At 41.7% G+C, this 25,299-nt stretch carries 15 protein-coding genes; 9 read left to right on the top strand and 6 right to left on the bottom strand.

Annotated elements, in window-relative coordinates:
- Window positions 1–294: 294 nt before the first annotated feature.
- From BW935_RS08405 to BW935_RS08390, 4 genes are all read right to left on the bottom strand, one after another.
- Window positions 295–3,327 carry an SbcC/MukB-like Walker B domain-containing protein gene (locus BW935_RS08405; protein WP_076500538.1) on the bottom strand — a complete coding sequence of 1,011 codons (3,033 nt, stop codon included), beginning with the start codon at window positions 3,325–3,327 and terminating at the stop codon, window positions 295–297.
- Window positions 3,324–4,553: a metallophosphoesterase family protein gene (locus BW935_RS08400; RefSeq protein ID WP_175606652.1), complete on the bottom strand. Its 1,230-nt coding sequence runs from the start codon at window positions 4,551–4,553 to the stop codon at window positions 3,324–3,326. Before BW935_RS08400 ends, BW935_RS08405 begins: the two co-directional genes overlap by 4 nt.
- A 180-nt stretch (window positions 4,554–4,733) precedes the next feature.
- Window positions 4,734–5,516, bottom strand: a complete 783-nt coding sequence (locus BW935_RS08395) for a hypothetical protein (RefSeq protein WP_076500536.1) — start codon at window positions 5,514–5,516, stop codon at window positions 4,734–4,736.
- 3 nt (window positions 5,517–5,519) lie between these two features.
- Window positions 5,520–6,203, bottom strand: a complete 684-nt coding sequence (locus BW935_RS08390) for a T9SS type A sorting domain-containing protein (protein WP_076500534.1) — start codon at window positions 6,201–6,203, stop codon at window positions 5,520–5,522.
- Between the two features lie 327 nt (window positions 6,204–6,530).
- On the opposite strand from BW935_RS08390, the gene BW935_RS08385 reads away from it, so the two are divergent.
- The 6 genes from BW935_RS08385 to BW935_RS18345 all read left to right on the top strand — a co-directional run bounded on the left by BW935_RS08385 (window position 6,531) and on the right by BW935_RS18345 (window position 16,304).
- Entirely contained in the window at window positions 6,531–7,097 is a 567-nt protein-coding gene (locus BW935_RS08385; RefSeq protein WP_076500533.1) for a septal ring lytic transglycosylase RlpA family protein, read from the top strand.
- 447 nt (window positions 7,098–7,544) lie between these two features.
- Entirely contained in the window at window positions 7,545–8,618 is a 1,074-nt protein-coding gene (locus tag BW935_RS08375; RefSeq protein ID WP_076500529.1) for an efflux RND transporter periplasmic adaptor subunit, read from the top strand.
- Between the two features lie 5 nt (window positions 8,619–8,623).
- Window positions 8,624–11,686 (top strand): efflux RND transporter permease subunit, encoded by a 3,063-nt coding sequence (locus BW935_RS08370; RefSeq protein WP_076500528.1) that lies wholly within the window; start codon window positions 8,624–8,626, stop codon window positions 11,684–11,686.
- A 10-nt stretch (window positions 11,687–11,696) separates the two neighbouring features.
- Window positions 11,697–14,813, top strand: coding sequence for an efflux RND transporter permease subunit (locus tag BW935_RS08365; RefSeq protein ID WP_076500526.1), 3,117 nt, complete (start codon window positions 11,697–11,699; stop codon window positions 14,811–14,813).
- Window positions 14,814–14,918: 105 nt separating this feature from the next.
- Complete coding sequence (locus BW935_RS08360) at window positions 14,919–16,109, top strand: hypothetical protein (protein WP_076500785.1); 1,191 nt, start codon at window positions 14,919–14,921, stop codon at window positions 16,107–16,109.
- A 54-nt stretch (window positions 16,110–16,163) separates the two neighbouring features.
- Complete coding sequence (locus BW935_RS18345; RefSeq protein ID WP_175606651.1) at window positions 16,164–16,304, top strand: hypothetical protein; 141 nt, start codon at window positions 16,164–16,166, stop codon at window positions 16,302–16,304.
- Between the two features lie 198 nt (window positions 16,305–16,502).
- Here the strand turns inward: BW935_RS18345 and BW935_RS08355 are convergent, their stop codons facing one another.
- Both BW935_RS08355 and BW935_RS08350 read right to left on the bottom strand, forming a co-directional pair.
- A complete protein-coding gene (locus tag BW935_RS08355; RefSeq protein WP_076500524.1) occupies window positions 16,503–17,195 on the bottom strand; it encodes a hypothetical protein in 693 nt (230 codons plus the stop codon).
- Window positions 17,196–17,757: 562 nt separating this feature from the next.
- Window positions 17,758–20,982, bottom strand: coding sequence for a S41 family peptidase (locus BW935_RS08350; RefSeq protein WP_076500783.1), 3,225 nt, complete (start codon window positions 20,980–20,982; stop codon window positions 17,758–17,760).
- 333 nt (window positions 20,983–21,315) lie between these two features.
- On the opposite strand from BW935_RS08350, the gene BW935_RS08345 reads away from it, so the two are divergent.
- The 3 genes from BW935_RS08345 to BW935_RS08335 all read left to right on the top strand — a co-directional run bounded on the left by BW935_RS08345 (window position 21,316) and on the right by BW935_RS08335 (window position 25,179).
- Window positions 21,316–21,828, top strand: a complete 513-nt coding sequence (locus BW935_RS08345) for a transcriptional regulator (protein ID WP_076500523.1) — start codon at window positions 21,316–21,318, stop codon at window positions 21,826–21,828.
- Window positions 21,829–22,149: 321 nt separating this feature from the next.
- Window positions 22,150–22,518: a four helix bundle protein gene (locus BW935_RS08340; RefSeq protein ID WP_076500521.1), complete on the top strand. Its 369-nt coding sequence runs from the start codon at window positions 22,150–22,152 to the stop codon at window positions 22,516–22,518.
- A 75-nt stretch (window positions 22,519–22,593) separates the two neighbouring features.
- Window positions 22,594–25,179, top strand: a complete 2,586-nt coding sequence (locus BW935_RS08335; RefSeq protein ID WP_076500519.1) for an SLBB domain-containing protein — start codon at window positions 22,594–22,596, stop codon at window positions 25,177–25,179.
- Window positions 25,180–25,299: the final 120 nt, after the last annotated feature.

Raw genomic sequence — 25,299 nt, 5'->3', positions numbered from 1 at the left:
AGTGTAAAAAATACATTTAAAAAACTCAAACCTCAAAAATCTCTGCTGATAGATTCGGGGGGATTTCTTGGCAAGAATTTTTGGAGCTGGATGTTGTCTCTTATCTCTTTCTTCTTGCCTCTCCGCTTTTCTTCCTAATCACTCAATAACCAATAACAAATCCCTCTCCACAAGCTCCTTTGCGCATCTTTGCACCTTTGCACCCTTTGCGAGCCTCTATCTTACCTCTTATCTCTTGCTTCCTGTCTTGCCCTCAATCTTACTTCTTGTATCTTGCGTCTCATATCTCCTAACTTAAAAAGAATACCCCACCTGACTGCCTTTTTCAGCATCCAATTCAACCTTCGCATAGACTTCGATTTCTTGTTGGAGCTCCTCGACATGGGAGATGATACCCACAACTCTGTTTTCATGCCGCAGGGCCTTGAGCGTTTCGAAGACCACTCGAAGGGAATTTCTGTCCAAAGCCCCAAATCCTTCATCTAAGAAAAAGAAACTTTGATCTGCCTCATTGAGTGACTTGACTTTCTCAGCCAAGGCCAAAGCCAAACAAAGGGATGCTTGGAAGGTTTGGCCACCAGAGAGTGTTTTAAGAAGTCGCTTTTTCCCTCCATTAAGGTAGTCCACCACCCAGAATGTGTTGTTGTCGTCGATCTCTAAACTCATGCTGTTTTTGGTGAGTTTGTTGAAACGAATATTGGCTGTATTACAGAGCTCCTTGAGGTAGATAGAACTTACATATTTGACAAATCCACTGCCCTTGAATAGCCTCTCTAATTCTTTCAAGTTGCTTTCCCTGTTCTCTAGTTTTTCGTAGATCTCTTGCAGTTTTTTCTTTTCGGCTAACTTTTCCTTACTTTCTTTGAGCTCACGATCTAGTAAAGTAAAATCCTTTTTGATGGCTTCTAGGGCTTTTGATTTTTCTTCTAAGTTACATTTCAAAAGCTCAAAATCCTCTTGATTGAAACTGCTGATGCCTTCCGTGGTCTTGATCTCTGCGATTCTATTACCTACCAAATGGAGTCGCTGCTCAAAATTTTTGATCTCAACTTCCACCTTGTCCACATCCAATTGATGATGAAAGAGTTCTTGTAGCAGGGCTTCATCCTCAAAATGATACGCTGCTTTACGCTGTGTATAGAGAGCTTCCAGCGAATCAATCTTCTTTTCAGCTTCGAGGAGGGCTTTTTGGGCATTTTCCAAATTAGCAAGGTTCGTCGCTTGCTTTGCTCTGATTTCTACGAGTACCTTCTGAATACCACTCAGTAGATCGGCTGTTCGATCGATATCATATTGTACTTTCTGTATGGTTTGATGGATTTCTCCTGCGTCCTTGGTGAAAAAAGCTTGACAGAATCCTGCATCCTTGATGTCATCTCGCTTGGTGTTTTGGGTGGTAAGGAGCATTTTCAGCTCTTGCTCCAAGTTGCGTAACTTCTGATCTTCTCGCTCCAAGTCCTCTTTGCCTTCTTGCCATTGCTTTCTTTGGGCTTTGATTTGCTTCGATTTTTGCTCGGCATTCAGAATGGCCTCTTCTGTACTTTTGAGGTGCCTCTTGAGCACTTCAATGTCCTCAAATCCTTGCGCTTGAAGAGATGTGCTTTGTGCTTTTATTTGATTGACAATTGCCGTAAGCTCTTTTTCTTTTTCAAGTATTTGCTGGGACAAAGCTTCTTTCTTGAAACTGAGTTCTGAAACTTTCTTTGAGGTTTCAAAAATAGCATCCAGCTTCCCTTTTAGTTCACTAATATTGCTTTCAATTTGTAACAAGACCTTATTTTCCGCTTCTGCTTGGAGAGGATTTGGATGGGTCAGTGATCCACACAGGGGGCATGGATTGCCATCTGCTAGTAAATGAACATGTGCACTCAACCCACTTTTTTGAATCAATTGATCTCTTGCTGATTCCAATGTTTGAATTTGATACTTCAGACTTGAAGACCAAGTGTCAAAGTTTGCCTCATCAGCAGGTAGATGCTCTTGAAGGCTGTTCTTAGCATCTTCAAATTCACCCATTGATGTTTTTAAATCCTCGATTGATTGGATGAGCACTTCCTTATTACTCGTCCAAGTTTCCAAATCTTTCAGCCAGCTTTTCAGTTCGGCCAACTGATTGGCATTGGGTAGTGCTTGGGTTTCGAGTTCATCTTCAAGCATTTTGATGGCTGCCTCTAACTTTAGCTGAGTGGATTTTTTGCTATCAAGCTGCGGTTGAATCAAGTCAATTTCCTTGCTTAGCGCTTTGATCTTAACTTGGAGCTCCTGGATTTCTTTGACTTTTTCCAAGTCTCGGATCTTCGATTCTCGCTCTGACTTTTTATTGGCTTTTTCTTTGAGTTCTGCCTCTTCTTTCTCTTTAGCTGCTATCTCCGATACAAAAGTTTTTTTGAAACGTTCACAGTCTGTCACGCTTACTTGGTGCTTTTCTATTTCTTGTTTCTTCTCCTGGATCTGATCAAAAATCGGCTTGAGGTAAGTTCTTGCAGTAAGAAAATCCTTATAAATGCTTTTTTGCTTTTCTATCTCAGGTTTCTTCAATTGCAATGCTGTCCACTCTTTTTCGAAGTTTAGGAGTGATTGATGGAGGGTTTGAATTTGCTCTTGCTTTTTGAATTGAATTTCTACTTTCTGGAACTCTTGGGTGATAATTTCCGCTTGATGGGCGATGGCTTTGAGCTGCTTTTCCTTTGTTTTGAGTACTTCTTCTGAGAAGGCTTCTAGACTTCCAAGCTGTGTCTCAAGCCTGATTTTCTCGTCTTTAACTACACGGAGTAAGCTGCCAGTTTTTTGACTGAGGTCAAATCGCTCCAAGCCAAACAATTCCTTCATCATCTCAGCCCTTGGGCCAGGAGTGAGGTCTACAAATTCCTTGAATTTACCCTGTGGGATAATGACTGTCTGCTTGAAATGTTCCTTTTTCATCCCGACGATATCCTCTCCTCTGCTTGTCAGGGGCGCCCAGCCTTCCTCGGTTTGGAGATAAAAGCCGTGTTCTGCTGGCTTGACATCTTCAAATTTCTTTGCGTTTCGCTTTGCCGCATAGCGCGCACGGTAGATTTTGGAATTATTTTTCCCTGCTTTGAATTCAAAATTGATCAGCAACTCTTCACTTTGCAGATTGACCATGCTGTATTTTTCTCCACGATCAGAAAGTCGCTCGGTGCTTCCATAGAGTGCAAGCAGTACAGCTTCTAATATAGACGATTTCCCACTTCCTACTGCCCCAAAAATCCCAAAAAGTCCAGCTGCTGTCAGTTGATCAAATTCGATGACTTGCTTTTCCTTGTAGGAATAAAGCCCTTGTATTTCCAGTCTAATTGGGATCATAAATCTTCGTTTTGGCTGATTACTTCTTTAAAAATATCGATCAACTCCGCATTGGGATCTTGACCTTTTTCGCTTTTGTAATACATCTTGAAAAGTGTTACCATATCTTTTCCCAAATCCTCTACTTTGAGGCTTAAGCTTTCCTGACCTTTGATATGCAGAATCTCTGGGATCAAGTTGACAATTCCATCGTGAGCTTTCATGATGGCTTTTCTCGTCGCTGCGTCAATGGCATGCTCGGTGGCGAAGGTGATTTCTACAAAACAGTAAGGATTCTCTTCCAGCCAAGCCAAGGTGTCAGCTAAATTTTCAAAGCGTTTTCTGAATAAAGGTCTACCTTCTTGGAGGGGTATAGCTTCGTAGGAAACTTCTTTATTAGCTTCTGCTTGTATGATCACTACTCTTTTTTCCTGATCCGCTTCGCTAAATGAATAGGCAAGGGGAGAACTCGAATACACCACAGGGAAAGGGGATTTGCTCACCGCATGATAACGGTGTAAATGTCCGAGGGCAGCATATTGGATTTGTGCAGGAATATTGGAAGTATAAAGTGCCTGTGCTCCGCCAACATGTAGGATAGGACGCTCACTTTCAGGTTCTGGCTCTGGTTTTTCACCTTCTTTGACAAAGAAAAAATGCCCTGCAAATAGGTTGATGCCGCTCTCGTCACAATAACGGTCAGCAAGGTCATGCCATTTTGCTGCAAGAATGTTTCGCAACTCAGCTTCCCGATCTTCTTCGCCTAGATAGGTTTTCAGTAGTACTTCATTGGCATATGGAGCTAAAATGATGCGGATTGGTTCTGCATGTTTTGGGAGTTTGATTTCCATAAAACCTGATTCAGAGTTCAGGATTTCAATTCCATTGTCCAACTTTCCTGTAGAGATGACGGAATCATAGCGGCTGTAAAAAAAGATGCCCATTTCCCGCGCTAGTGGATCTGGAGCTTCGACAAACTGCGTGCTGTCATGATTGCCTGAGATGGCAATGATCGGTCTTTCACCATTTTTGGATAATCTTCGCAGGGTTTTGTAGAGTAATTCCACCGCTTCATGACTAGGGTTGAAAGTATCAAAGATATCCCCTGCGAGTAGAACTAGGTCAACTTCTTGATCATATGCGATTTGAATGATTTCTTCTAGGACGAGTTTTTGTTCTTCCATCCTAGAAAAATCCTGCAATCTTTTGCCCAAATGCCAATCTGCGGTGTGAAGGATTTTGATCATAGCTGAAAAGTCTTTAGTGTTTTTATCGTGAAAATAAATTAACTTCGTCAAGTTAGAGGTTTAAAGTTATCAGCTTGGGAATTCCTTTCCAAGTGAGATTTTAATAAATGACCGTAACTGACAATAAATAAATTGTCAGAAGTGAATGAAAAAAATGAAATTGAAATTTATTTTTATTATTTATAGCTTATATGCCAATCTAAATCCCGTCATAATTGCCCGCAGATTAACTTGATCGGGGACAATTAATGTTGTTGATCCACCAGGTACAACTCTTTTGTACATGATATAGTCAAAATCTGCAAAACGATATGAAAGGTTAAATCCTAAATCAAACTTCTTTGATAAAGATATACTTGCCAATAAACCACTCTCAAGATATAGACTGTTTGATTTTGGTCTATCTCTATCATGAATAAGTGTCGTCCCTGGTGAATTAATACTCTCTAATATGTAAAATGGAAATGTTAATCGAGAAAATCCTATTTTTTGAAATGGGCGAAATTCAACTGAATTGGTTAAAATAAATCTGTAACCAATTAGATAAGCTAAGTTTTGTACCTCATATTTTTCGTGAAAATTAACCTCCATAGGGAATTGATTACTTCCGAAGTATTTATTTGCTGATTCTATCCTGATAGCATTTGAAGATTGTCCAAAAGATAAACCATGCACCCAAAACCTTCCCGCGAGAAAGTTGACCTCTAAATTTATATCTCCTCCTCGTCTAGCATGCCCATGGTTTCTTTTTGAAAAATATTGAATATCATATTGAGTATCCCCTTGAATTGCGAAAACAGTTTGTTCAAAGCCTGTAGTTGATGTAGAAGCAAATTTCCCAACGGGTATAAGCGCTCCACTACCTACTGAAATTTCAAATCTTCCGGCATTAGTTTTGTCCTTTTGTGCAAATGCATTATTTGAGAAAGAAACTAAGATTACAAAAATGATTAATCTAGCCATGGATTATTTCTTTATGATTATTCTTTGTTCGTTGACTACTTTTCCTTCAAAATAAATTTTTAGCCAATATTCACCATTCGGTAAGTGCCTGATATCAAAAGTTGATTCTCCCTCAATTCTTATATTTGTTTTTAGTGACGGAGTTTCTAAACTGATGATTTCTGATTCAAAACCAAGTTTTGGATTGATATCAATGTTTACTAAGCCACTTGTTGGGTTTGGGAATATTTTGAAGGATCCAAAGTTGTAAAAGGTTATATTTCTAGTTTTTATCGTTTGACCATTAGCTGATTTTGCATCCACTTTGAAGCTAATATTCCCTCCGCTAGGCATCTGGATCAAAACATTATTATTGTTCCATATCCAATATGGTGCGCTACCAGATGTATGTGTCCACTGTATATTTGCGGCAGATGGACATAAAATGTTGGTTATGATTTGACCTGATGATACAGCATTTACAGTATTGAGCGGTGCATTACTTTGTGAACTGCTTGTGTATGTCCCATCCAAACAAGCTGGTGCGATGTTAATTGGGAAGTTTTGTATTTTGGTTGATCCAGATCCAGTCACTGTTAACCGAAGAGTGTCTGTTCCTGATAGATTAGGATAACAGATATTTGATTGGGTGAATCCTTGAATGGAAAATAGGAAAAGCAAAATAGAAGTAATGTGTATATGTTTCATAAAAAAGAAGTTGAAATAGTTTAATACATATATAACTATTTAATCTAGTAAAATCAAATTTTAATGAAATAAAAAGGAGTTATTCGTTCATTTGCTAAATGAATATTTTGTTCTTCCATTCTGGAAAAATCCTGCAATCTTTTGCCCAAATGCCAGTCTGCGGTGTGAAGGATTTTGATTATAGCTGAAAAGTCTTGTGTAGATTTAAATGAAAATAGTTTAACTTTATTCGATAAGAAATTTAAAGTTATCAGCTTGGGACATCCTTTCCAAGTGAGATTTTAATTAATGACAGCAATTGGCATATAAATTGCCAAGTAATCGCAGATGAAAAAAATCAGCTTAATCATAGGTCTTTTTTTATTTTTTGGCTTGACGAGCGTTCAAGCTCAGGATGAGACTATTCTCTTAGAGAATGTCCATGTTGCAGATTCTACTTTCTTGATTGAAGAAGGTGTGGCGAGTTATTATGGGACGAGATTCCATCTGCGGAAAACAGCCAATGGGGAAGTGTATAATATGGAGGAGCTAACTGCCGCACACAAGCACTTGCCTTTTGGAACCATGCTCAGAGTTGTGAATTTGAAGAATGAAAAAGAAGTTTGGGTTCGAGTCAATGATCGCTTACCCAAATCTTCCAAAAGAGTGATTGATCTTTCCAAAGGCGCTGCCAAAGAATTGGAGATGATTAGAGATGGGGTTGTTCCTGTAAGATTGGAAGTGCCTGATCAAGAAACCATCGTGTCGCTGATTGATTACTACCAAGATAACAAGCCAGCAGGCATGCGTCTAAGACTTTATCCCAAACCCATTGAATTTTTAAGACCCAATATAGAGATGCTTGAGTTGATGCTCAACCTTCCCTCTGAAATGCTTCTATCTAGAAATAATTGAATCAAGACGGTCATCGTGATTTAGGGTAGTACAATATGTACAAAGTACCATGTACAAAGCAATCCAACCCTATTCCCCAATCAAAATAATCTTCCAATCTTCCAATCTTCCAATCTTCCAATTCCCAACCTATCCAACCCAACTTTCCAGCCTTCCAACCTTCCAACTTTTTAACCAATCCCCCAATAACTAAATCCCCCAATCATCATAATAAAAAATCCGCCTAATCTATGTAATCTGTGCGATCCCCCAACCTTCCAACCTTCCAACTTTTTAACCAATCCCCCAATAACTACCGCCCCCCCATTCCCTCAATCAACCAATAACCAATAACTACCCCCCCCTCCCTCGCTTTCATCACATTTTTTCATTTTTTAACACTATGATATTTTGATATTGTTTAATTTGTTAGTTTATTGAAGCCCCAATACTTTAATTCAATTATTTATGAGTCATCGAAGATTGTTTTTTATGGCTGCCTTGCTTTTGGGCAGTATATTTTCTTGCGAAGAAGAGAAAAAAGAAAATGAAGAGATCCCTAAGGATTCTTTCAGAGCCGAAGTAGCAGCCACTCCAGTGAGAGTCGCCAATGCCGAACAGCGCACATTCGACTACCTAATCAATGCCACAGGTAAAATTGATGCAGTGGATCAAGTGAAAGTTGTCATTCAAAGACAAGGGATCCTCAGCGAACTCAATGTCAAAGAAGGTGATTTTGTGGAAAAGGGAGCTGTTTTAGCCCGATTAGATGACTCTGAGGCAAATTTCAGAATGGAAAAAGCTCGCATACAGCTCAAAAATGCGCAAGCCAACTATGAATCTGAAATCCTCAGCTTTGGGACCATCATGAGTTCTGATGATGAAGAGCGTAAAGGAAGCATTACTGATCAAATTAAAGCAAAAAGCGGTCTTTTTGCTGCAGAGATAGACTTGAAAGAAGCGCAACTCGAAATAGAAAAATCAGTTGTCAAAGCTCCAACTTCCGGCAGAGTAGCAGACCTACAAATCAAAAAAGGTAGCTTGGTTTCTAATGGAGCAGAGTTTATGGAGATCATCAATACCAATTCCCTCGAACTAAGAGTAAAAGTGCTGGAGTCAGACATCAACCTAATCTCTCTAGGACAGAAAGCAGAAGTATATCCAGTCTCTGGTTCTGCTGAGCCATTTTCTGGGACAGTTCGTAGTATCAACCCTAAGGTAGATGAAAATGGCTTGGTCCAAGTCAGCATTTTGGTCAATAATGGCAAAGGCCTTCTTCCTGGCATGAATGCCCGAGCAATCATAAGAGCCCCACAAAACAACAGTATCGTAGTACCAAAACAAGCACTTGTGTACAGATCTAGCAGAGCGGTGGTATTTACCATCGAAAACAATGAGTCCAAATGGAATTACGTAGAAGTTGGCAAAGACAATGGCAAAGAAGTGGAGATTCTCTCAGGAATAGAACCAGGCAGTACAGTGATTACCACCAATAATTTGCAGCTCGCCCATCAGGCACCAGTGCAAATTGTAAAAGATTAATCGCTATGGTTAGATTTTTACTAGCGAGACCCATTGCCGTATTGATGACTTTTGTTGCACTGATGGTGTTCAGTGTGATTGTGTTCAGAACATTGCCGATTTCGCTGCTACCACCCATAGATGTGCCGCAGATTGTGATCAAAGTCAATTACCCCAATGCCTCACCGGAGGCTATTGAGCAAAATGTTCTTGCCAATATCAGGGCAGAACTCATGACACTCAATGGACTCGAAGAAGTAGACAGCAAAGCGGGTAGTGAAGTAGGTACCATTCGACTCACTTTTGATTATGGGACCAAGATGGAGCTGGCCTATATCGATGTCAATGAAAAAATAGATAGGATCACCAACAGCCTTCCTGCTGGATTGGCTCGCCCTCAAGTGATCCGAATCAATACGAATGATATTCCCGTCATTCGGGTGCAAGTGATACCAAAACCAGGAATCGATTATGCAGAAGTCAGCTTGTTGGCTGAAAATGTGCTGAAAAAGCGACTGGAACAACTCCAAGGAGTTTCCCTAGTGGATATCAATGGCAAAAAGGAAAGAGGCATCACTGTCACCCCGGACAAAGCAGGACTCAGAGCGCTTGGAATGACAGAAGAAAATGTCATTCGAGCCATCCGCTTTGGCAATGAAGAACTTCCTGGGATCAGTGTAGAAGATGGCCAATTCAGATATTACCTCCGAATGGCCACACGAGTAGATACTCCTGATGACATCATGCGTCTGCCTGTGACCAATGACAAGGGACTCACAGTAGAACTAGGTCGCGTAGCTGAAGTAAAGTATGAAAATAAAGATGTATTAGGTTATCACTACTTTGGAACACAAGAAGGCCTGGTCATCACAGTTCACAAGCAAGCCTCTGCCAAAATGAATGAAATGATGCCTTTGATCTACGAATCATTGGATTATTTCAGAGCAGACTACCCTCAGGTGGATTTTGATGTCACTCAGGATCAATCTACCTTGTTAAATGCTGGAATCAGTAACCTTCAAACCTCCCTACTTTTTGGGGGAATGTTTGCATTTGGCGTTTTATTCATCTTCATGGGTAACTATAGAACACCCGTCATCATTGGGATTTCCTTACCTTCTTCTCTGATCATCAGCTTTTTGGTCTTTTATTTCTTCGAAATATCCATCAACGTCATTTCCTTGAGTGGTTTAGCACTTGGATTGGGTATGTTGATTGACAACTCCATCATTGTCTTGGATAATATTACCAGAAAAAGGAAGGAAGGCTTACCGATATTTGAGGCTTGTGTACAAGGAGTGAATGAAGTCATGTCGGCTTTGATCAGTTCTGTCTTGACAACCTTGGCTGTATTTATTCCGCTGGTATTCCTAAGTGGAATATCTGGAGCTCTATTTTATGATCAAGCGGTATCAGTGGCAGCGATTCTATTTGTATCACTTTTGGTCGCCTTCATCTTATTACCAATGCTCTACCACTTCTTTTTTAGAAATAAATCTGTGGAAGAGTTAGCCAAGGAGGATAGTAAGTTTTTCCGTGCAGTGCTAAGAGGGTACAAAGCCTTATATCAAAAGATTTTCCTGAGAAGAGGACTGAGCTTTACCGTTTTCATGCTTTTTATACCGCTAGCACTTTTGGTCAGTCAGCTTTTGAAAACAGAAGGCTTACCACCAATCGAGAAGTTTGACGCTTTGGTAGAGATTGATTGGAATGAACCCATAGGCGTGGAGCAAAATAGAGATAGGCTGCTCAGTAGCCTAGAGGCGCTAGGAGAGGGTTATCTCAAAGCAGAGTCAGACATCGGGGTTAGGCAGTTCCTGCTTTTTGATGGAGAAAATTCCATTCAGCAAGCTAGCGTATATTTCCTTTTTGAATCTCAGGAGAGTAAAAATGAAATGACGCAACGATTCAGACAATTGGTAACGAGCAACTTTCCAACTGCTGAAATCAGCGTCATGGATGCGCCCAATGCTTTTGATCAATTATTTGCCTCAAATATCCCTTACTACGAAGTGCGCTGGAAAGATTTGGGAACAAAAAGACCAGTGGATGAAGCAAAAATGGATGAATGGTTGGAGACTTTCCCAACACCTGAATACGATAGAGGTCCAGGTTTACAAAAAGAAGCTTCGGTAGTATTCAGCTTGGATGCACCCAAGATGACCACATACGGAGTGACAGTTTCGGGAATTCAGGATCAGATCAATAAGTTGTTTGGGAATTTTACCATTACCGAAATCAAACGATTTGGTGAAATCACACCGATCCGCATGAAAGGGGAACAGGCAGATTTTGAACAATTGCTGCGATCCAGCTTCGTAGCTGGGCAAGATGGCAATGAATATGCTTTAAGTAACTTCATTCGCTTCGATTATGTGAATCACTACAAATTTGTCACAGCAGACAAGGGAGGGATCTATCAATCTGTAAATCTCAACGCCGACAATCCCACCCAATATGATTCTCAGATCAATGAATGGGCTGCAGACAAGAATCTTGGGGTTTCTTTTTTTGGTCAATACTTCAAGGATCGAGAAACCATTAGTCAGCTGATTGGTATTCTTATGGTAGCTGTGTTACTCTTGTATTTTATCCTTTCGGCTCAGTTTGAGAGTTTTGTACAGCCATTGATTGTGATCTTTACCCTGCCACTAGGGATAGGAGGAGCATTTATTGTACTTTTCCTCACAGGCACATCTCTGAATGTCATGTCAGCCATCGGACTTGTGGTGATGCTAGGTATCATGGTGAATGATGCCATATTGAAGATAGACACCATCAATAGGTTACGTATCAAATACAAAGATACCACAGCGCTTACCGCCAAAGAGATCTTAGATAGAGCCCTTTACGAAGCTGGTGAAATTCGCTTGAAACCCATTTTGATGACTTCAGTCACAACGATTCTGGCCTTATTACCAGTTGTATTTAGTGCTGGCTTGGGTGCGGATTTGCAGAGACCATTGGTGTTCTCTGTGATAGGTGGTCTGACGATTGGAACATTTACAGCCCTGTATTTTGTGCCTTTGGCTTACTGGTTTATTGGAGGAAAGATTACTGTGAAGGAATCAGAACGGATTACCGTGTAGTAGATAGCTTATGACACCTTTTAGAATCATCATATCATTTATTGTACTCGCTGTCATTGGCTTTGCTTTGGTACCCAAACTCTCCGTGGATTTGAACCCAAGAGACAAAGAACCCATACTCACAGTCAGCTACGGAGTAAGACAGGCATCCCCTGACTTGGTCGAAAAACTAGCAACTTCTCCACTTGAAGGAGCTTTATCGCAACTAGCAGAACTAAAAAAAATCAGGTCTGTATCCCGATACAACGGAGGTAATGTCACCTTGACATTTGACAAGGAGACAGATATGGAGTTCAAAAAATTTGAAGTGGCCTCCATCATCAGGCAGGTCTACCCATCCTTGGATGAAAATGTCAGCTACCCATTGGTGACTCAGACCGCGGAGCGTAGGGCCAATGTCAAAAATCCCATTTTGATATACAGTATCAATGGCCCCTTTGCTGCTTTTGAAATCAAGAAAATCACTGAGGATGTCCTAAAGACCTCCCTCAATAGGTTTGAAGAAATAGAGGAAATCAACGTCAGGGGAGCTACAGACTTGCAGCTTTTTGTAGACTATGATATCAAAAAATTGCAAGCGCTGAGGCTTTCAAGATCGGATGTGACGTCTGCGATCAATGGTGCCTTTGGAAGAAATTATCCAGGAGCATTGACCAATACCAGGGGAGAGACGCTTTTTATCCAAGTGGATCGATCACTCCAGCAAATGTCCCAAGTAGAAAACCTACTGATCACAACCCGCGAAGGAAAGGAAGTCTACCTCAAAGACATTGCAAAGCTTACTATCCAAGAAGCCGAAGCAAGCTCCTATTACAGAATCAATGGCAATAACTCCGTCAGCCTATCCATCATCAATCGTGATGGAGTCAACAAGGTAATCCTTGCCAAAGAAATCAAAGCTGCCATCGAAGAAGCCAAACCATTGCTCCCAGCAGGTTTTGAGGTTCGGCTAGAAACTGACGATACAGAGTTTTTGGAAAAGGAGCTCAACAAAATCTACAAGCGCTCGGGCCTGTCTATTTTGATCTTGATAGTCTTTATTTTCCTGATCAACAGAAACCTCAAGTACCTCAGCATTCTATTCCTAGGCATTGTGGTCAATTTGAGTATCACGGGGATCGTTCTCTATTTACTCAAAGTAGACATCCACCTATATTCCCTAGCAGGGCTGACTATTTCCTTTGGATTGATCGTGGACAATGCTATCATCATGATCGATCACCTGCACAAGCATAAGAACAGGAAGGTGTTTCTCGCTTTGCTAGCTGCTTCATTGACTACAATTGCTGCATTGATGATTGTGTTCTTCTTACCTGAAGAGGAGCGAAAAAACCTCACCGAGTTTTCCATTGTAGTGGCCACCATGTTAGGGGTTTCCCTTGTGGTAGCATTGCTTTTTACCCCAGCCATGTATGCTTTGCTATTTGGTGGTAAAAAGATCAAAGGAAGGCAACTCACTTTGGCCCAATTGAGAAAGAGAGTGAAAGCTTTCAGACTTTATAACAAGACCATCAGCTTTACAGCCAAATATAGAAAGACCTTTGTGACGATGTTGTTGCTACTTTTTGGTTTACCTGTGTTTTTCATGCCAGCCAAGTGGGAAGGACAAGAATGGTACAACAAAACCATAGGCTCCACACTCTATCAAGAAGAAATCAGACCTTATGTGGACAAGGCACTAGGTGGATCTTTGAGGATGTTTGTCCGAGGGGTATACGAAAAATCCGGCTACAGAGAAGCCGAAAAAACCAGGCTGAATGTGCAGGCCAGGTTACCTTTTGGCAATACCTTAGATCAGATGGACTTCATCATGAGGGAATTTGAGGGATATCTCAAAGGTGTAGAAGGTATAGATCAGTTCATCACCAATGTCCAATCAGGCCAGTTTGCAAGCATTTCAATCACCTTCAAAGAAGCATACGAAAAGTCAGCGCTTCCTTATCAGCTCAAAGGTAGACTTTCGGTCAAATCCACAGACTGGTCAGGTGCAAGATGGAATATCTATGGTGTAGGACAGGGGTTCTACACTGGCGGAGGAGGAGAAGGGATTCCTTCCTTTCAAGTAACCATGAAAGGTTACAACTATGACGAACTCGAGAGACAGTCGGAAGTACTTGCCGAGAAACTACTCAAACATAAAAGAATCCAAGAAGTCAATACCAACGAGCGGGTTAGTTATAATGAAGCCAAAACAGAGGAGTATGTCTTACGCTTAGATCAGAGAAACCTTGCACTTGGAGGTATCAACCAATACCAGTTGATCAATTCGCTGAACGACGTATCCAAACCAACAGGAACTTCTGGAAGCTTGACTTTGGACGAGAAAAATTATGGGGTAGTAGTCCGAGAAAATCAATCGGAAAGATTCTCTAAATTCGACTTGGAAGAGACGAGCTTAATTACAGGAGAGAACAACATCTTTAAAGTAAGCAATTTCGGAACTTTAGCCAAAGAGTTTACCACCAACTCCCTCTACAAAGAGGATAGGCAATACATCCGCTCAGTGGCTTTTGAATACATGGGATCTAGGAAATTTGGTGACGAATACCTCACAGAAGTGCTAGATGAAATGAAACTAGCCATGCCTATTGGCTATACAGCTACCAAGCAAACTTGGTCTTGGGACTATGGCAAAGCCAAACGTCAGTATGGTCTAATGGCAGTCTTGATTGTAGGAGTGTTTTTTATTACCGCTGTGTTATTTGAGAACCTGAGACAACCCTTTTACATCATCGCAATCATACCACTCTCCTTTATTGGCTTGTTTTTGATCTTCTCTTTGGGCAATTTCTACTATGACCAAGGAGGTTGGGCAGCATTTGTCATGCTGGGAGGACTAGCGGTCAATGCAGCTATCTTTATCGTCAATGACCTCAATAATAGGAAGTCAGGTGGACCTGTGAATTACAATAGAAATGTCATCAAGGCTGCTGCTGGCAAATCCATCCCGATCATGCTGACCATCATGTCCACTTGTTTTGGTTTGATTCCATTCATCATGGAAGGGCAAAATGAAATATTCTGGTTTTCCCTAGCCATCGGAACCATTGGAGGATTGGTATTCAGCATTGTAGGCGTGTTTATAGGATTGCCAGTGTTTTTGTGGAGAAAGGTGAGGAAGGCTTAAGTGATTCAAAAAAAGATTCGGTTGTCGCCGAATCTTTTTTTGATTTAGGGGTCATATATTCATGCTTATTTGACACTAATAAGCGTGTTAATGAAATTTTATATCATGAAAAAAAGATTCAAATTACTTTTACCGCTCTTGCTCATTTATCTGGTATCGTTCAGTTGCAGCCAAATTAAAGAAGAAAGCATCAACAATCCCATTGACCTTATCAAACTTGAACTGATTGATTCCTTGGTTATCGATGAATTATCAATTCTTAGAATTCAAGATATTGACGTGGATGCTGGAAAGGCTCTTTTGGTTTCTAATAATAAGAATCTCTTCCTAACTGACTTACAGGGAGAAAAGCTAAAATCCTATGAATTAAATAATGATGGACCTGATGGATTGGGAAGAAATGGTGCATTTGGTTACAAATTTTTGGATAAAGATAAATTTGTAGCCCAAGGCTTAATGACCTCCTATTTTATATATGACTTGTCGGGTAAGCAACTCAAGAAGGTGCCATACAATGCAAAGGAACTCTATAGAATAACCATTTACAATAATAGAACGACTTTTCATCCCTACATGAAGGATGGTCAAATGATGATGATTGGTGAAGAGTTAAACTTCTTTTCCGCTGAAGAAAGTGATCCCAAAACCTTGGGTGTAGGCTATTACGAAAAAATCAGTAATGTTTATCGGTATAATCTAGATACAGAAGAAAATGAAATATTAGAATCCTATCCCCCAAGCTGGGAGCCAAGAGCAAATCAGCGATTCGTAGGAAACAACCTATCTTTTGTAACCTTACATGATTCCAAAAAATCCTACGCTTTATTACCCTTAACAGGATCACAACTTTTCATCTATGATTTAGGAGAAGAAATTTCCCTGCGTACAGAAGTTCAACTCCAGCACCCCGAAAGGCCGGACTTGCCACCTACAATTTCCCCAGACAATGCAGGTAATTACAGTGATTACCCTGCTTTTGGCAATGTACTTTATGCTGGAGAATATTGCTTGATTCAGTTTACTTTAAGGATTCCTGCATCTCAAATGAGTGAATTGCGAGCTCTTTCACAGCAATATTGGAACACGGATGAATACAAAGAGGCTGCAATGAAATTCATGAAATCTTATTATATCCTTGTCAAAAATGGAAAGCAAGTTGGAGTCATTAACGAGATGCCTGTCAATGGCACAGTTGAATTTCTCGACAAAAATGGCATCATCTACATCAATGACAATGCAAACCCCGAAGAAGAAAGAGATTACAATGTGTTCTACAAAGTGAAGATTGTGGATTGACTAATCTAGGGCTTGCTGAAAAAGTCTCAGGTATGCCAGGTTCAAAGTGGGCGAATGAAGATGTATACTTATACTTCGATTGAGCCCAATGAAGAACCTGTCAAGTTGCCAGGCAGGGATGGTATGCCTGAGACTAGCCTGAAAATTTCGAGTTTTGAAATTTTCAAGAGCACGCAAATCAAGCTATATCATTGAATAAACTTGCTGGGGTATTCTTCAAAATTTAAAGAATTTATTCTCCAATTGGCATTTTTCAGCACGCCCTAATCCATCTCTAGCATGTAGACTTAAGTATAAAAAAACAGCCTCGGGATTTCTCCTTCGGCTGTTTTTTCTATTGTTATAGTTGGTTTAGTATTCTAACACCAACAATTCAAACTCTATGCCAAAAGGCTATTCAATGTAAAAAGTAATCCCAATCGATGGCTGTATCATATTCAATGAAGACTTGCGGGAGAAATACTCAAACTCCCCATTCACCCTGCCATCTGGGTCTGGACGAAATCGAACATCTCCTTTTGTCAAATATTCCAATCTACCAGTGTTCTGATACATCAATTTGATTTCAAGGTTCCCATTCATACTTTTTCCTAAGGGGATCAGCAAGCCACCTCCCAATTGATTCATCCTAGCCCAATTCCCCATATCTCGACCCTCTTCTATCGGTTCCGTAGTTGCAGTTTCTCTAATCTTAAACCTAGAATAAGCGTATACAGCTCCCAATTGTGCCTCGAAAAATGGGAAGGCTTTGCCATAAACCTGTGGAAAAAATCGAAACATACCCGCAGCGGTAATTAAATTATTATTTCTCCTCAAACGCAATTCATCATTGAAACCAACATAAAGATCCCTACGCTTCTCAAGTTCAGTACCATAGATGCCATAACCCAAGCTCAAGCCGATCTCAATGGGAAGCTTCGGAACCTGATAGGTAGAAAAAAATACAAATTCAGGAACCTGTACATTTCCCGATTCAGCTTTGAAATCCTGCACAGCCACCCCATGCTTATATTGCAATCCCCACAGGAACTCCTGCGCCAAGGCCCCATTTGAAATCAAGAAAACAAAAATCAAGAGTTTTTTCATTGAAGCTAATTTAGATTCCCTTAAAAGTACGCATCGCTATGCCGAATGTTGACCTGCAATGATTTATTTAACGTTAATCTACAACATTTATGTTGCTGCATCCCCAGGAGATTCTAAAATCCTTAAAACCGTTCATCGTTAACCGTTCAAACGTAAAAGTCCTTACCATTCACACACTCCCACGCTTACCGCGCAGCCGCAGGCAAGCATTACCGTTTAACGCTTAACGCTCTTTCCGTTCACCGTTAAATAGCTTGTCCGCCGCGGCGGATTATTCGTTCAAACGTAGAAGTCCTTACTATTCACACACTCCCACGTTTACCGCGCAGCCGCAGGCAAGCATTACCGTTTAACGCTTAATGCTCTTTCCGTTCACCGTTAAATAGCTTGTCCGCCGCGGCGGATTAACCGTTCAAACGTAGAAGTCCTTACCATTCACAACCCCCACACTTACCGCGCAGCCGCAGGCAAGCATTAACGTTTAACGCTTAACGACAACCCCGACCCCTCGGGGCAATCACCTAATCCCCCAATAACTAATAACTAATCAACTAACCCCCCATCACTTATTCCCAAACGACTTATCAGGATAAGCAGGCGGATTTGGAACAGGACGAGGATCCTTTTTGATCAATTCCTTCAAATGCTCAATAGCAGCTTCCAGCTGCGCATCTTTCCCATCAAAGGTGGCTTTTGGTAGATTGATGACCTCGATATCAGGAATAAATCCCTCGCCCTCAATCAACCATTCTCCCTCTTCTCCATACACACCCATCATCGGGGCACGAGCTACTCCATTGTCACTCAGTGTATTGGCCCCACTCAGCCAGACTTCTCCTCCCCAAGTGCGGGCACCTATAGATTCACCCATCTTCAATCTCCTAAAACCTTCCGCAAAAGCCTCTCCGTCAGATGCTGTAAATTCATCCACCAACAATACCAAGTGTCCCCTAAAGGCATATTGCATATTCCAGTAAGGCTCTCCCTCTCTGTTTTTCCAATAGAAAAATGCCTCTCGCATCAACTTTTCTAAGATAAAAGAATCAATATTTCCTCCTCTATTGTGACGCACATCTACAATCAACCCTGACTTCTTAAACTGAGGATAAAAATCTCTGTACCATTGAGAAATATCACTCGTAGTCATCGCTCGCAAATGCACATAGCCAATCTCTCCATCTGATGCAGCTTCTGTAGCCAACATCCTACTGTATTCCCAATCATTATACCGCAGATTGGATTCTGCCCTAGAGTTCATGGGTATAAGTATCTGATCGGGCAACTTGTTCCCATTGGCCGAAACCAAACCCAATCTCACTTGCTTCCCCGCTTTATCTCTCAAATAATAATTCAAATCAGGTGCTTGAATCACTGCTTCCCCATCTACATGGGTGATCACTGTACCCACAGGGATATTGATATCAGGGTGGGAGAGAGGTGAAGCCTCATCAGGATAATCTGGGTCTGATTGATAAATATATTCGATCTGAAAACCCTTCAATTGCTCGTTTTTGCGCAACCTAGCACCCAAAAATCCCATGCTGATATTGTCAGAACCTCTTCTCAAATCACCCCCACCAACACTTGTATGCAACACGGACAATTCTCCAATCAACTCCCCAATCACATCGGACAACTCTGCCCTTGTAGTCACTCGCTCAGCCAAAGGAAGATATTTTTCATACATCTTATCCCAATTCACCCCATGCATGCCTGGATCATAATAATAATCCCGCTCCATCCTCCATGCATCTGTGTACAGTTGCTTCCAGTCTTCTCTTGGATCTATAGAGAAATTCCACTTGCTCAAATCCAAACGCATATCCGACAGATTGCTGATCGCTGAGGTCTTCAATTCTACCACATGATGATTGCTACCCACAGTGACCAACATATACTTATTGTTGGCAGATGGCACAAACCTTCTCACATTGTCTATAAAAGTCTTTTGCTCTGCTTTGGGATCAATCACTGTCATTGTGATCGCATTTTTCCCATTATCATCCGCATCATTGAGATAGTACAATGCCTTGTCTGTCACGACCAGGTTACGATAGTTGCCCGCAGGAACAGGAACTTCTCTCAACCGATTCAGCAAACCTTCCTCCTCTATGACCACTTTGACAGTTCCCTCAGATTTTTTCTCCTCACTCGCAGGCTTCGCCTTCAATTCATGATTGAAATGGAAAGGTGATACAACATCTTTTTTCAAAGAAATATGGTAAATCTTCATCTGCTTATGCCAGTAAGGCTCGGGCTGTCGCGTACCCCAAGGGGAGCCTACTTTAGTCTCAAAATTTCTATCTGAAAGGAAATAAATCCAATTCCCATCAGGACTCCATTGCGGGTTGCTGCTATTGGCCTTGTCTGTCGTCAAAGCAATCCTTTTGCTCGTATTGAACTCATAGGCAAACAATTGTGAAAATGTATTGGAAGCTGTCTGCGCATAAGCCAGCCACTGACTATCTGGTGACCAAGCCATGGATCCACTGATTCCCTCGCGATTGGTAGAAACCTTCACCTGTTTTTGGCTAGCCAACTCCATGATCCACAAGTCCCTGTTCAAATCGGTGTAGGCCAATCGCTTTCCATCGGGAGAAGGAGTCAAATTGAATCTCAAAGTCTTGCCATCTTTGGTCAGTTGCTTTCCTGAGGCTAAGCCCTTGCTATCATATTCAAAAATCTCAAATTCTCCACTTTCATCTGAAAACACATAAATAGACTTTCCATCGGGCGCAAAGACTGCATCCCTAAACCTAACTCCATCTTTTCTATCCAATCTCACCAAGCGACCTTCCTTCGCTGGCAACACAAAACTTCTACCCCTGGCAGTCAAGGCTACATAATCTCCGTCATTGCTCACAGAAATGCCCGAAATATAACTCTCAGGATTGGTGACCCATTTCTCTCGCATTTGCTCAAAATCAGAACTCAAACGAACCTCCAATTTTTGCTCAGTTCCCTCTTGCAATTGATGCAAATAAAGATCAGCTCCAACACGATAGACCATCAAGTTGCCGTGAAAGGACATCTCCCGAACATCATAAGTATCCTGCTTGGTATGTTGCTTCAAGTCTCCACCATCACTGCGCATAGACCATACATTTTGTATCCCATCCCGAGATGATAAAAAGTAAACCCTTCCTTGATGAAAAGTAGGGTGGTGGTCCTCTCCTTTATAATTTTGCGTCAACTTTACAGCCTCTTCGCTGCCATTGGTATATTTCCATACTTGTCGTGCCGTCCCCCCCTCGTATCTTTTGGTGACATTATTGTGAAAAGTTGGTCTGACAAAAAAGTAAGTATTCCCATCTTCGGTGAAGCTCCCCTCGGCAGCCATTTCCAAAGGTAATATGGTCCGATGATCAGTTTTGACATTCATCGTGACGGTTTGTAGTCTTGGTAAAGTAGCATACTGATTGGTAGTATAAGCCAATTCCTCAGCAGATTTCCATGCAGTAGGAACCGATGCCGCAGCCTCATAGGTCATGCGCTTGGGTATACCCCCATCGATCGGAATCACGTAAACTTCCGTAGGCCCCTCGTACGAAGCAGCATAAGCCACCCATTTGCCATCAGGTGAAATCTTCGGAGACATTTCCTCCCCATGATGCGTAGTCAAGCGTGTGGCACTTCCTCCAGAAGTAGCTACCTTCCACAAATCCCCCTCAGCTACGAATACGATTACATCCCCATGTATATCAGGATGCATATAATATCCCAATTCCTGCGCCTGCAAGCCTTGAATTCCAAAAACAAATAAGATAGAGTAGAGCAATTGTCTCATGATTTTTTCAGGTATGGTCAAACATGTCGTCAATTTAAACCATCCCCCCACAATATCAAAACCACTGACGTAAACAGAATTCTGAATCCTCGAGGCAACCCCGACCCCTCCAGCCACATAACCATAATAAGTTTAATCGATTAACTGTTTAACTGAACCTCTCAAATAGCATTTCAATTAATCAACCCCGACCCCTCGGGGCAACCCCGACCCCTCGGGGCAAATACCCCCCACAGGGAGGATCTGGGAGCCCCACTATCTAAAATCTAATTAAATCCTTTGCTATTTATATTCAAGCGAGTACTTTTGTTACTCGGTAAGCAAACACCTTTCATGTTAGACTCTTTGATCACTTCCAAGACTAGACTGAAACTTTTAATTAAGTTTTTTAGCAATCCTAAAAACCAAGGTCACTTGCGCGGGCTAGCCGACGAATTCGGAGAATCTACCAACTCCATCCGCAAAGAGCTCAACAACCTATCTGACGCTGGATTCCTCCTCAAAATCGCAGATAAAAACAAAATCGACTACCACGCCAACATCAATCATCCCTTCTTTTCCAACATTCAAGACCTCATCCGGAAATATTTAGGTCTTGACAAGCTTTTGGCAACAGTTTTGGATAGAATGGGAAATGTTCATGACGTAGCCCTTGTTGGAGATTATGCGCGAGGAATAGACTCAGGAAAAATTGAAGTCCAAATCACAGGTTTTGAACTCAATGAAGAGTATTTAGATACCATCTCAGAAAAACTGGAAGATCTCATACACAAGAAAGTCATCTTCAAAATTCAAGACCACATAAGCGACCCAGAAGCACTCTTGCTCTACCATACTCAGGATTGATAGCTTTTTCCTATCTTCCTGCTTCTTATCTCCCCCCACCCCGCTAGGTCCCCCCTCATGTGACCGACCGGGCGAAGCTGTAAAAAGAGGTTAAAGGTTCGAGGAAAAAGGAAAAAGGATTTCCTCTTTATTAAACTATTATAACAATAAAACGGAAAATGGTCAGGGTCAGAATAGGCATCTCAAGCCACCCCTTTCCCCTTTAACCTTTAACCTTTTCCCTAAAATAACCAACCCTACAACCTGGCCCGTCACTAAAAAGATCCAATGGGATCATTTCTTAACTTTCCGTCCTCCTTTATCCTTTATTCTAATCTAAACATGGAAATAAAAACTTTTGAAGACCTAATAATTTGGCAAAGAAGTTTTAGACTTGCTGTTGATGTCTATAAAGAGTTTATTTCATGTAAAAGTTTTAGTGTAAGAGATCAATTAATTAAATCAGCACTTTCTGTTCCTTCTAATATATCAGAAGGCTTTGAAAGAGAATCAAATAAGGAATATATCCGCTTCTTAGATATTGCGAAAGGTTCTATAGGTGAGTTAAGAACGCAATTATTATTTGCCCAAGAGGTTGAAATCATAAAATCCGAAAATTGTCAGCCCATGATTCAAGAAGCAAAAGAAGTCAGCAAAATGATTGGAGGACTAATTAAATCTCGAAAATCAATTCAAAAAAAGAAAAGTTAAACGGTCAAAGTCAAAAAAGGCATCTCAAACCATTCCTTTTCCCTTTAACCTTTTTCCTTTTCCCTAATAAAACTTATGAAAAAAGTAATTCTTCTTCTCAACCTCATCCTGATTTCAGGGTTTATTTTCGCTCAATCTATGTCGGACATCGCCTCCATCAAAGTCGATAACCTCTCCGACTCACAAGTGGAACGAATGATCAAACAAGCAGAGGCCACAGGCATGAACGAACAGCAACTCATAGCCATGGCCCGCGAACGCGGTATGCCAGCCGGAGAAGTCTCCAAACTTCAAGCCCGAATCAATGCCATTCGTAGTGGTAGAATGGGCTCTGGAAACAACACCCCCAATGCCCAAAATCAAGGTAGACAAGTAGAAGGGATGGAGATGAATGATATTTTTGAAGACAGTCGCAATCAAGACCCTTACAGAGACCTCACACCAAAACAAAAGAAAATATTCGGCTACACACTTTTTCACAACCGCGAACTTAACTTCAACCCAAGCCTCAATATTCCTACCCCACAAAACTACACCATCGGTGGGGGAGATCAGCTTTTGATTGATGTCTATGGTGCCTCTCAACAATCCTATGACCTCAAAGTAAGCCCAGAAGGAAGGATCCTCATTCCCAATGTAGGCCCCATCCAAGTGGGTGGTTCCACCATCGCTTCGGCCACTGCCAGAGTCAAATCTGCCCTCACTCAAATCTATTCGGGTCTTGCAGGTGCCAACCCAAACACTTTCATGGAGCTTCGTTTAGGTAACATCAGGACAGTATCCATTGCCATGGCAGGTGAACTCAACAAGCCTGGCAATTACACCCTCCCTGCTTTTGCATCTCCTTTCAATGCCCTCTTCGCAGCAGGTGGCCCAAATGAAAATGGCTCCTTCAGACACATCCAAGTATTCAGAGACAGCAAGCTATTGTTAGAAATTGACGTCTATGAATTCCTCATCAAAGGAGAAAATACCAACAACATCACCCTCAGAGACAATGACCTCATCATCGTTCCTCCAGTGAGGGCCAGAGTAGAACTCACAGGACCAGTCAGAAGAGAAGGACTCTTTGAAGTAAAATCAGGCGAGACAGTAGAGAACCTCATCGCTTTCTCCGGAGGATTCAAATCGGAAGCCTATAAAGAAAGACTCACTGTCACCCGCAAGACAGGTACCGAACTCAGAGTGGAAGACATCGATGCCGCCAACTTCCAAGCATTCTTACCACAAGATGGTGACCTATTCAGAGTAGGACAGATCCTAAATAGATTTGAAAATCGGGTACAAGTTTCAGGTGCCTTGATGCGTCCAGGTACTTTCGCCCTGCAACCTGGCATGACCATTACCCAACTGATAGCCAAAGCTGAAGGACTCAGAGAAGATGCCTTTCTGAATAGAGCTACCCTCTACCGAACCAAACCGGACTTTTCCCTAGAAGTCCTACCCATAGACATCAAAGCAGTAGTCAATGGGGAAGCTGAGGATGTACTGCTCAAGCGAGAAGATGTCCTCAACATCCCTAGTATCTACGACATCAGAGAAGAATACTATGTCAAAATCTCCGGTGAAGTCAACAAGCCTGGTGCATTTGCCTATGGCGAAAACATGAAAGTGGCGGACATCGTCCTCAAAGCCGGTGGTTTCAAGGAATCAGCCTCTGCTTCCCAGATTGAAATTGCCAGAAGGGTGAAAAATGACGTCTCTGGCAAACTCGCAGAAATCATCCGCATTGACATAGACAAAGACCTCCGTATCAATGGTGCCAATGCCGACATGGTACTGCAACCCTTTGACCATGTGATCATCCGTAGAAGCCCAGGGTTCCAGCGTGAGAAACTCGTGCGCGTAGAAGGAGAAGTCTACTACCCAGGTGAATACGCCCTTGCCAATGCCAATGAAAGAATCTCCGATGTGCTCAAAAGGGCAGGGGGGCTCAACCAATTTGCTTATGCCAAAGGTGCTACCTTAATCCGAAGAAATGAATTCTACACCGCGCCAAGCGAGAATGACATCAAAACGCAAAACTTGACTTCGGTAAAATCAAATATTTCACGTGACAGCTTGGACAGAACAGAATTCGATAAAATCCTGCTTGATAGAATTGATCTGAAAATCCAAGAAAAAGGAGGAGACCAAGCCAACAAAAAAGGAGGTTTGATGGCAGATGATTTCAGAAGACAAACCATAGAAAGTATCGTAGAAAGAGATTCTGGAGAGGTTGACATCAAAACACTTGAAATGGTAGGAATAGACCTAGTAGCGATCTTAAACAATCCAGGAGGGAAAAATGACCTTATCCTCCAAGAAGGAGATGTACTCTCCATTCCCAAAGAATTGCAAACGGTCAGGATGCGAGGTGAAGTACTCTACCCGACCACAGCCAGGTATAGAGATAATACAGGCTTCAAGGGTTACGTCTCCCGTGCAGGGGGCTTCACCGAAAAGTCCAGAAGGAGCCGTTCTTATGTAGTCTATGCCAATGGTGATGTGCAGCGAACCAAAAGAGTGTTATTCTTCAATTTCTACCCGCACCTCGAACCCGGAGCCGAGATCATCGTTCCCCGCAAGCCAGAAAGAGAACAGCTCTCAGCCCAAGCCTGGGTCGGCCTAGGTACCAGCCTCGCCACCCTAGCCCTAATCGTGAATAACCTCTTGAATTAAAGTTTAATCGGTTAAGCCCTGTCCCGTAGAATTACGGGGTGCTTAATCGTTTAACTGAACCTCACAATTTAACATCAAATAACCAGCAATGTTTAATCGTTTAAGCCTTGTCCCGTAGAA

Origin of the sequence: Belliella pelovolcani, assembly GCF_900156785.1 — a bacterium.
In the GTDB taxonomy this organism is placed as follows: domain Bacteria; phylum Bacteroidota; class Bacteroidia; order Cytophagales; family Cyclobacteriaceae; genus Belliella; species Belliella pelovolcani.
The sequence above is the reverse complement of the archived record's forward strand: the minus strand, read 5'-3'. Positions and strand labels throughout refer to the sequence as shown.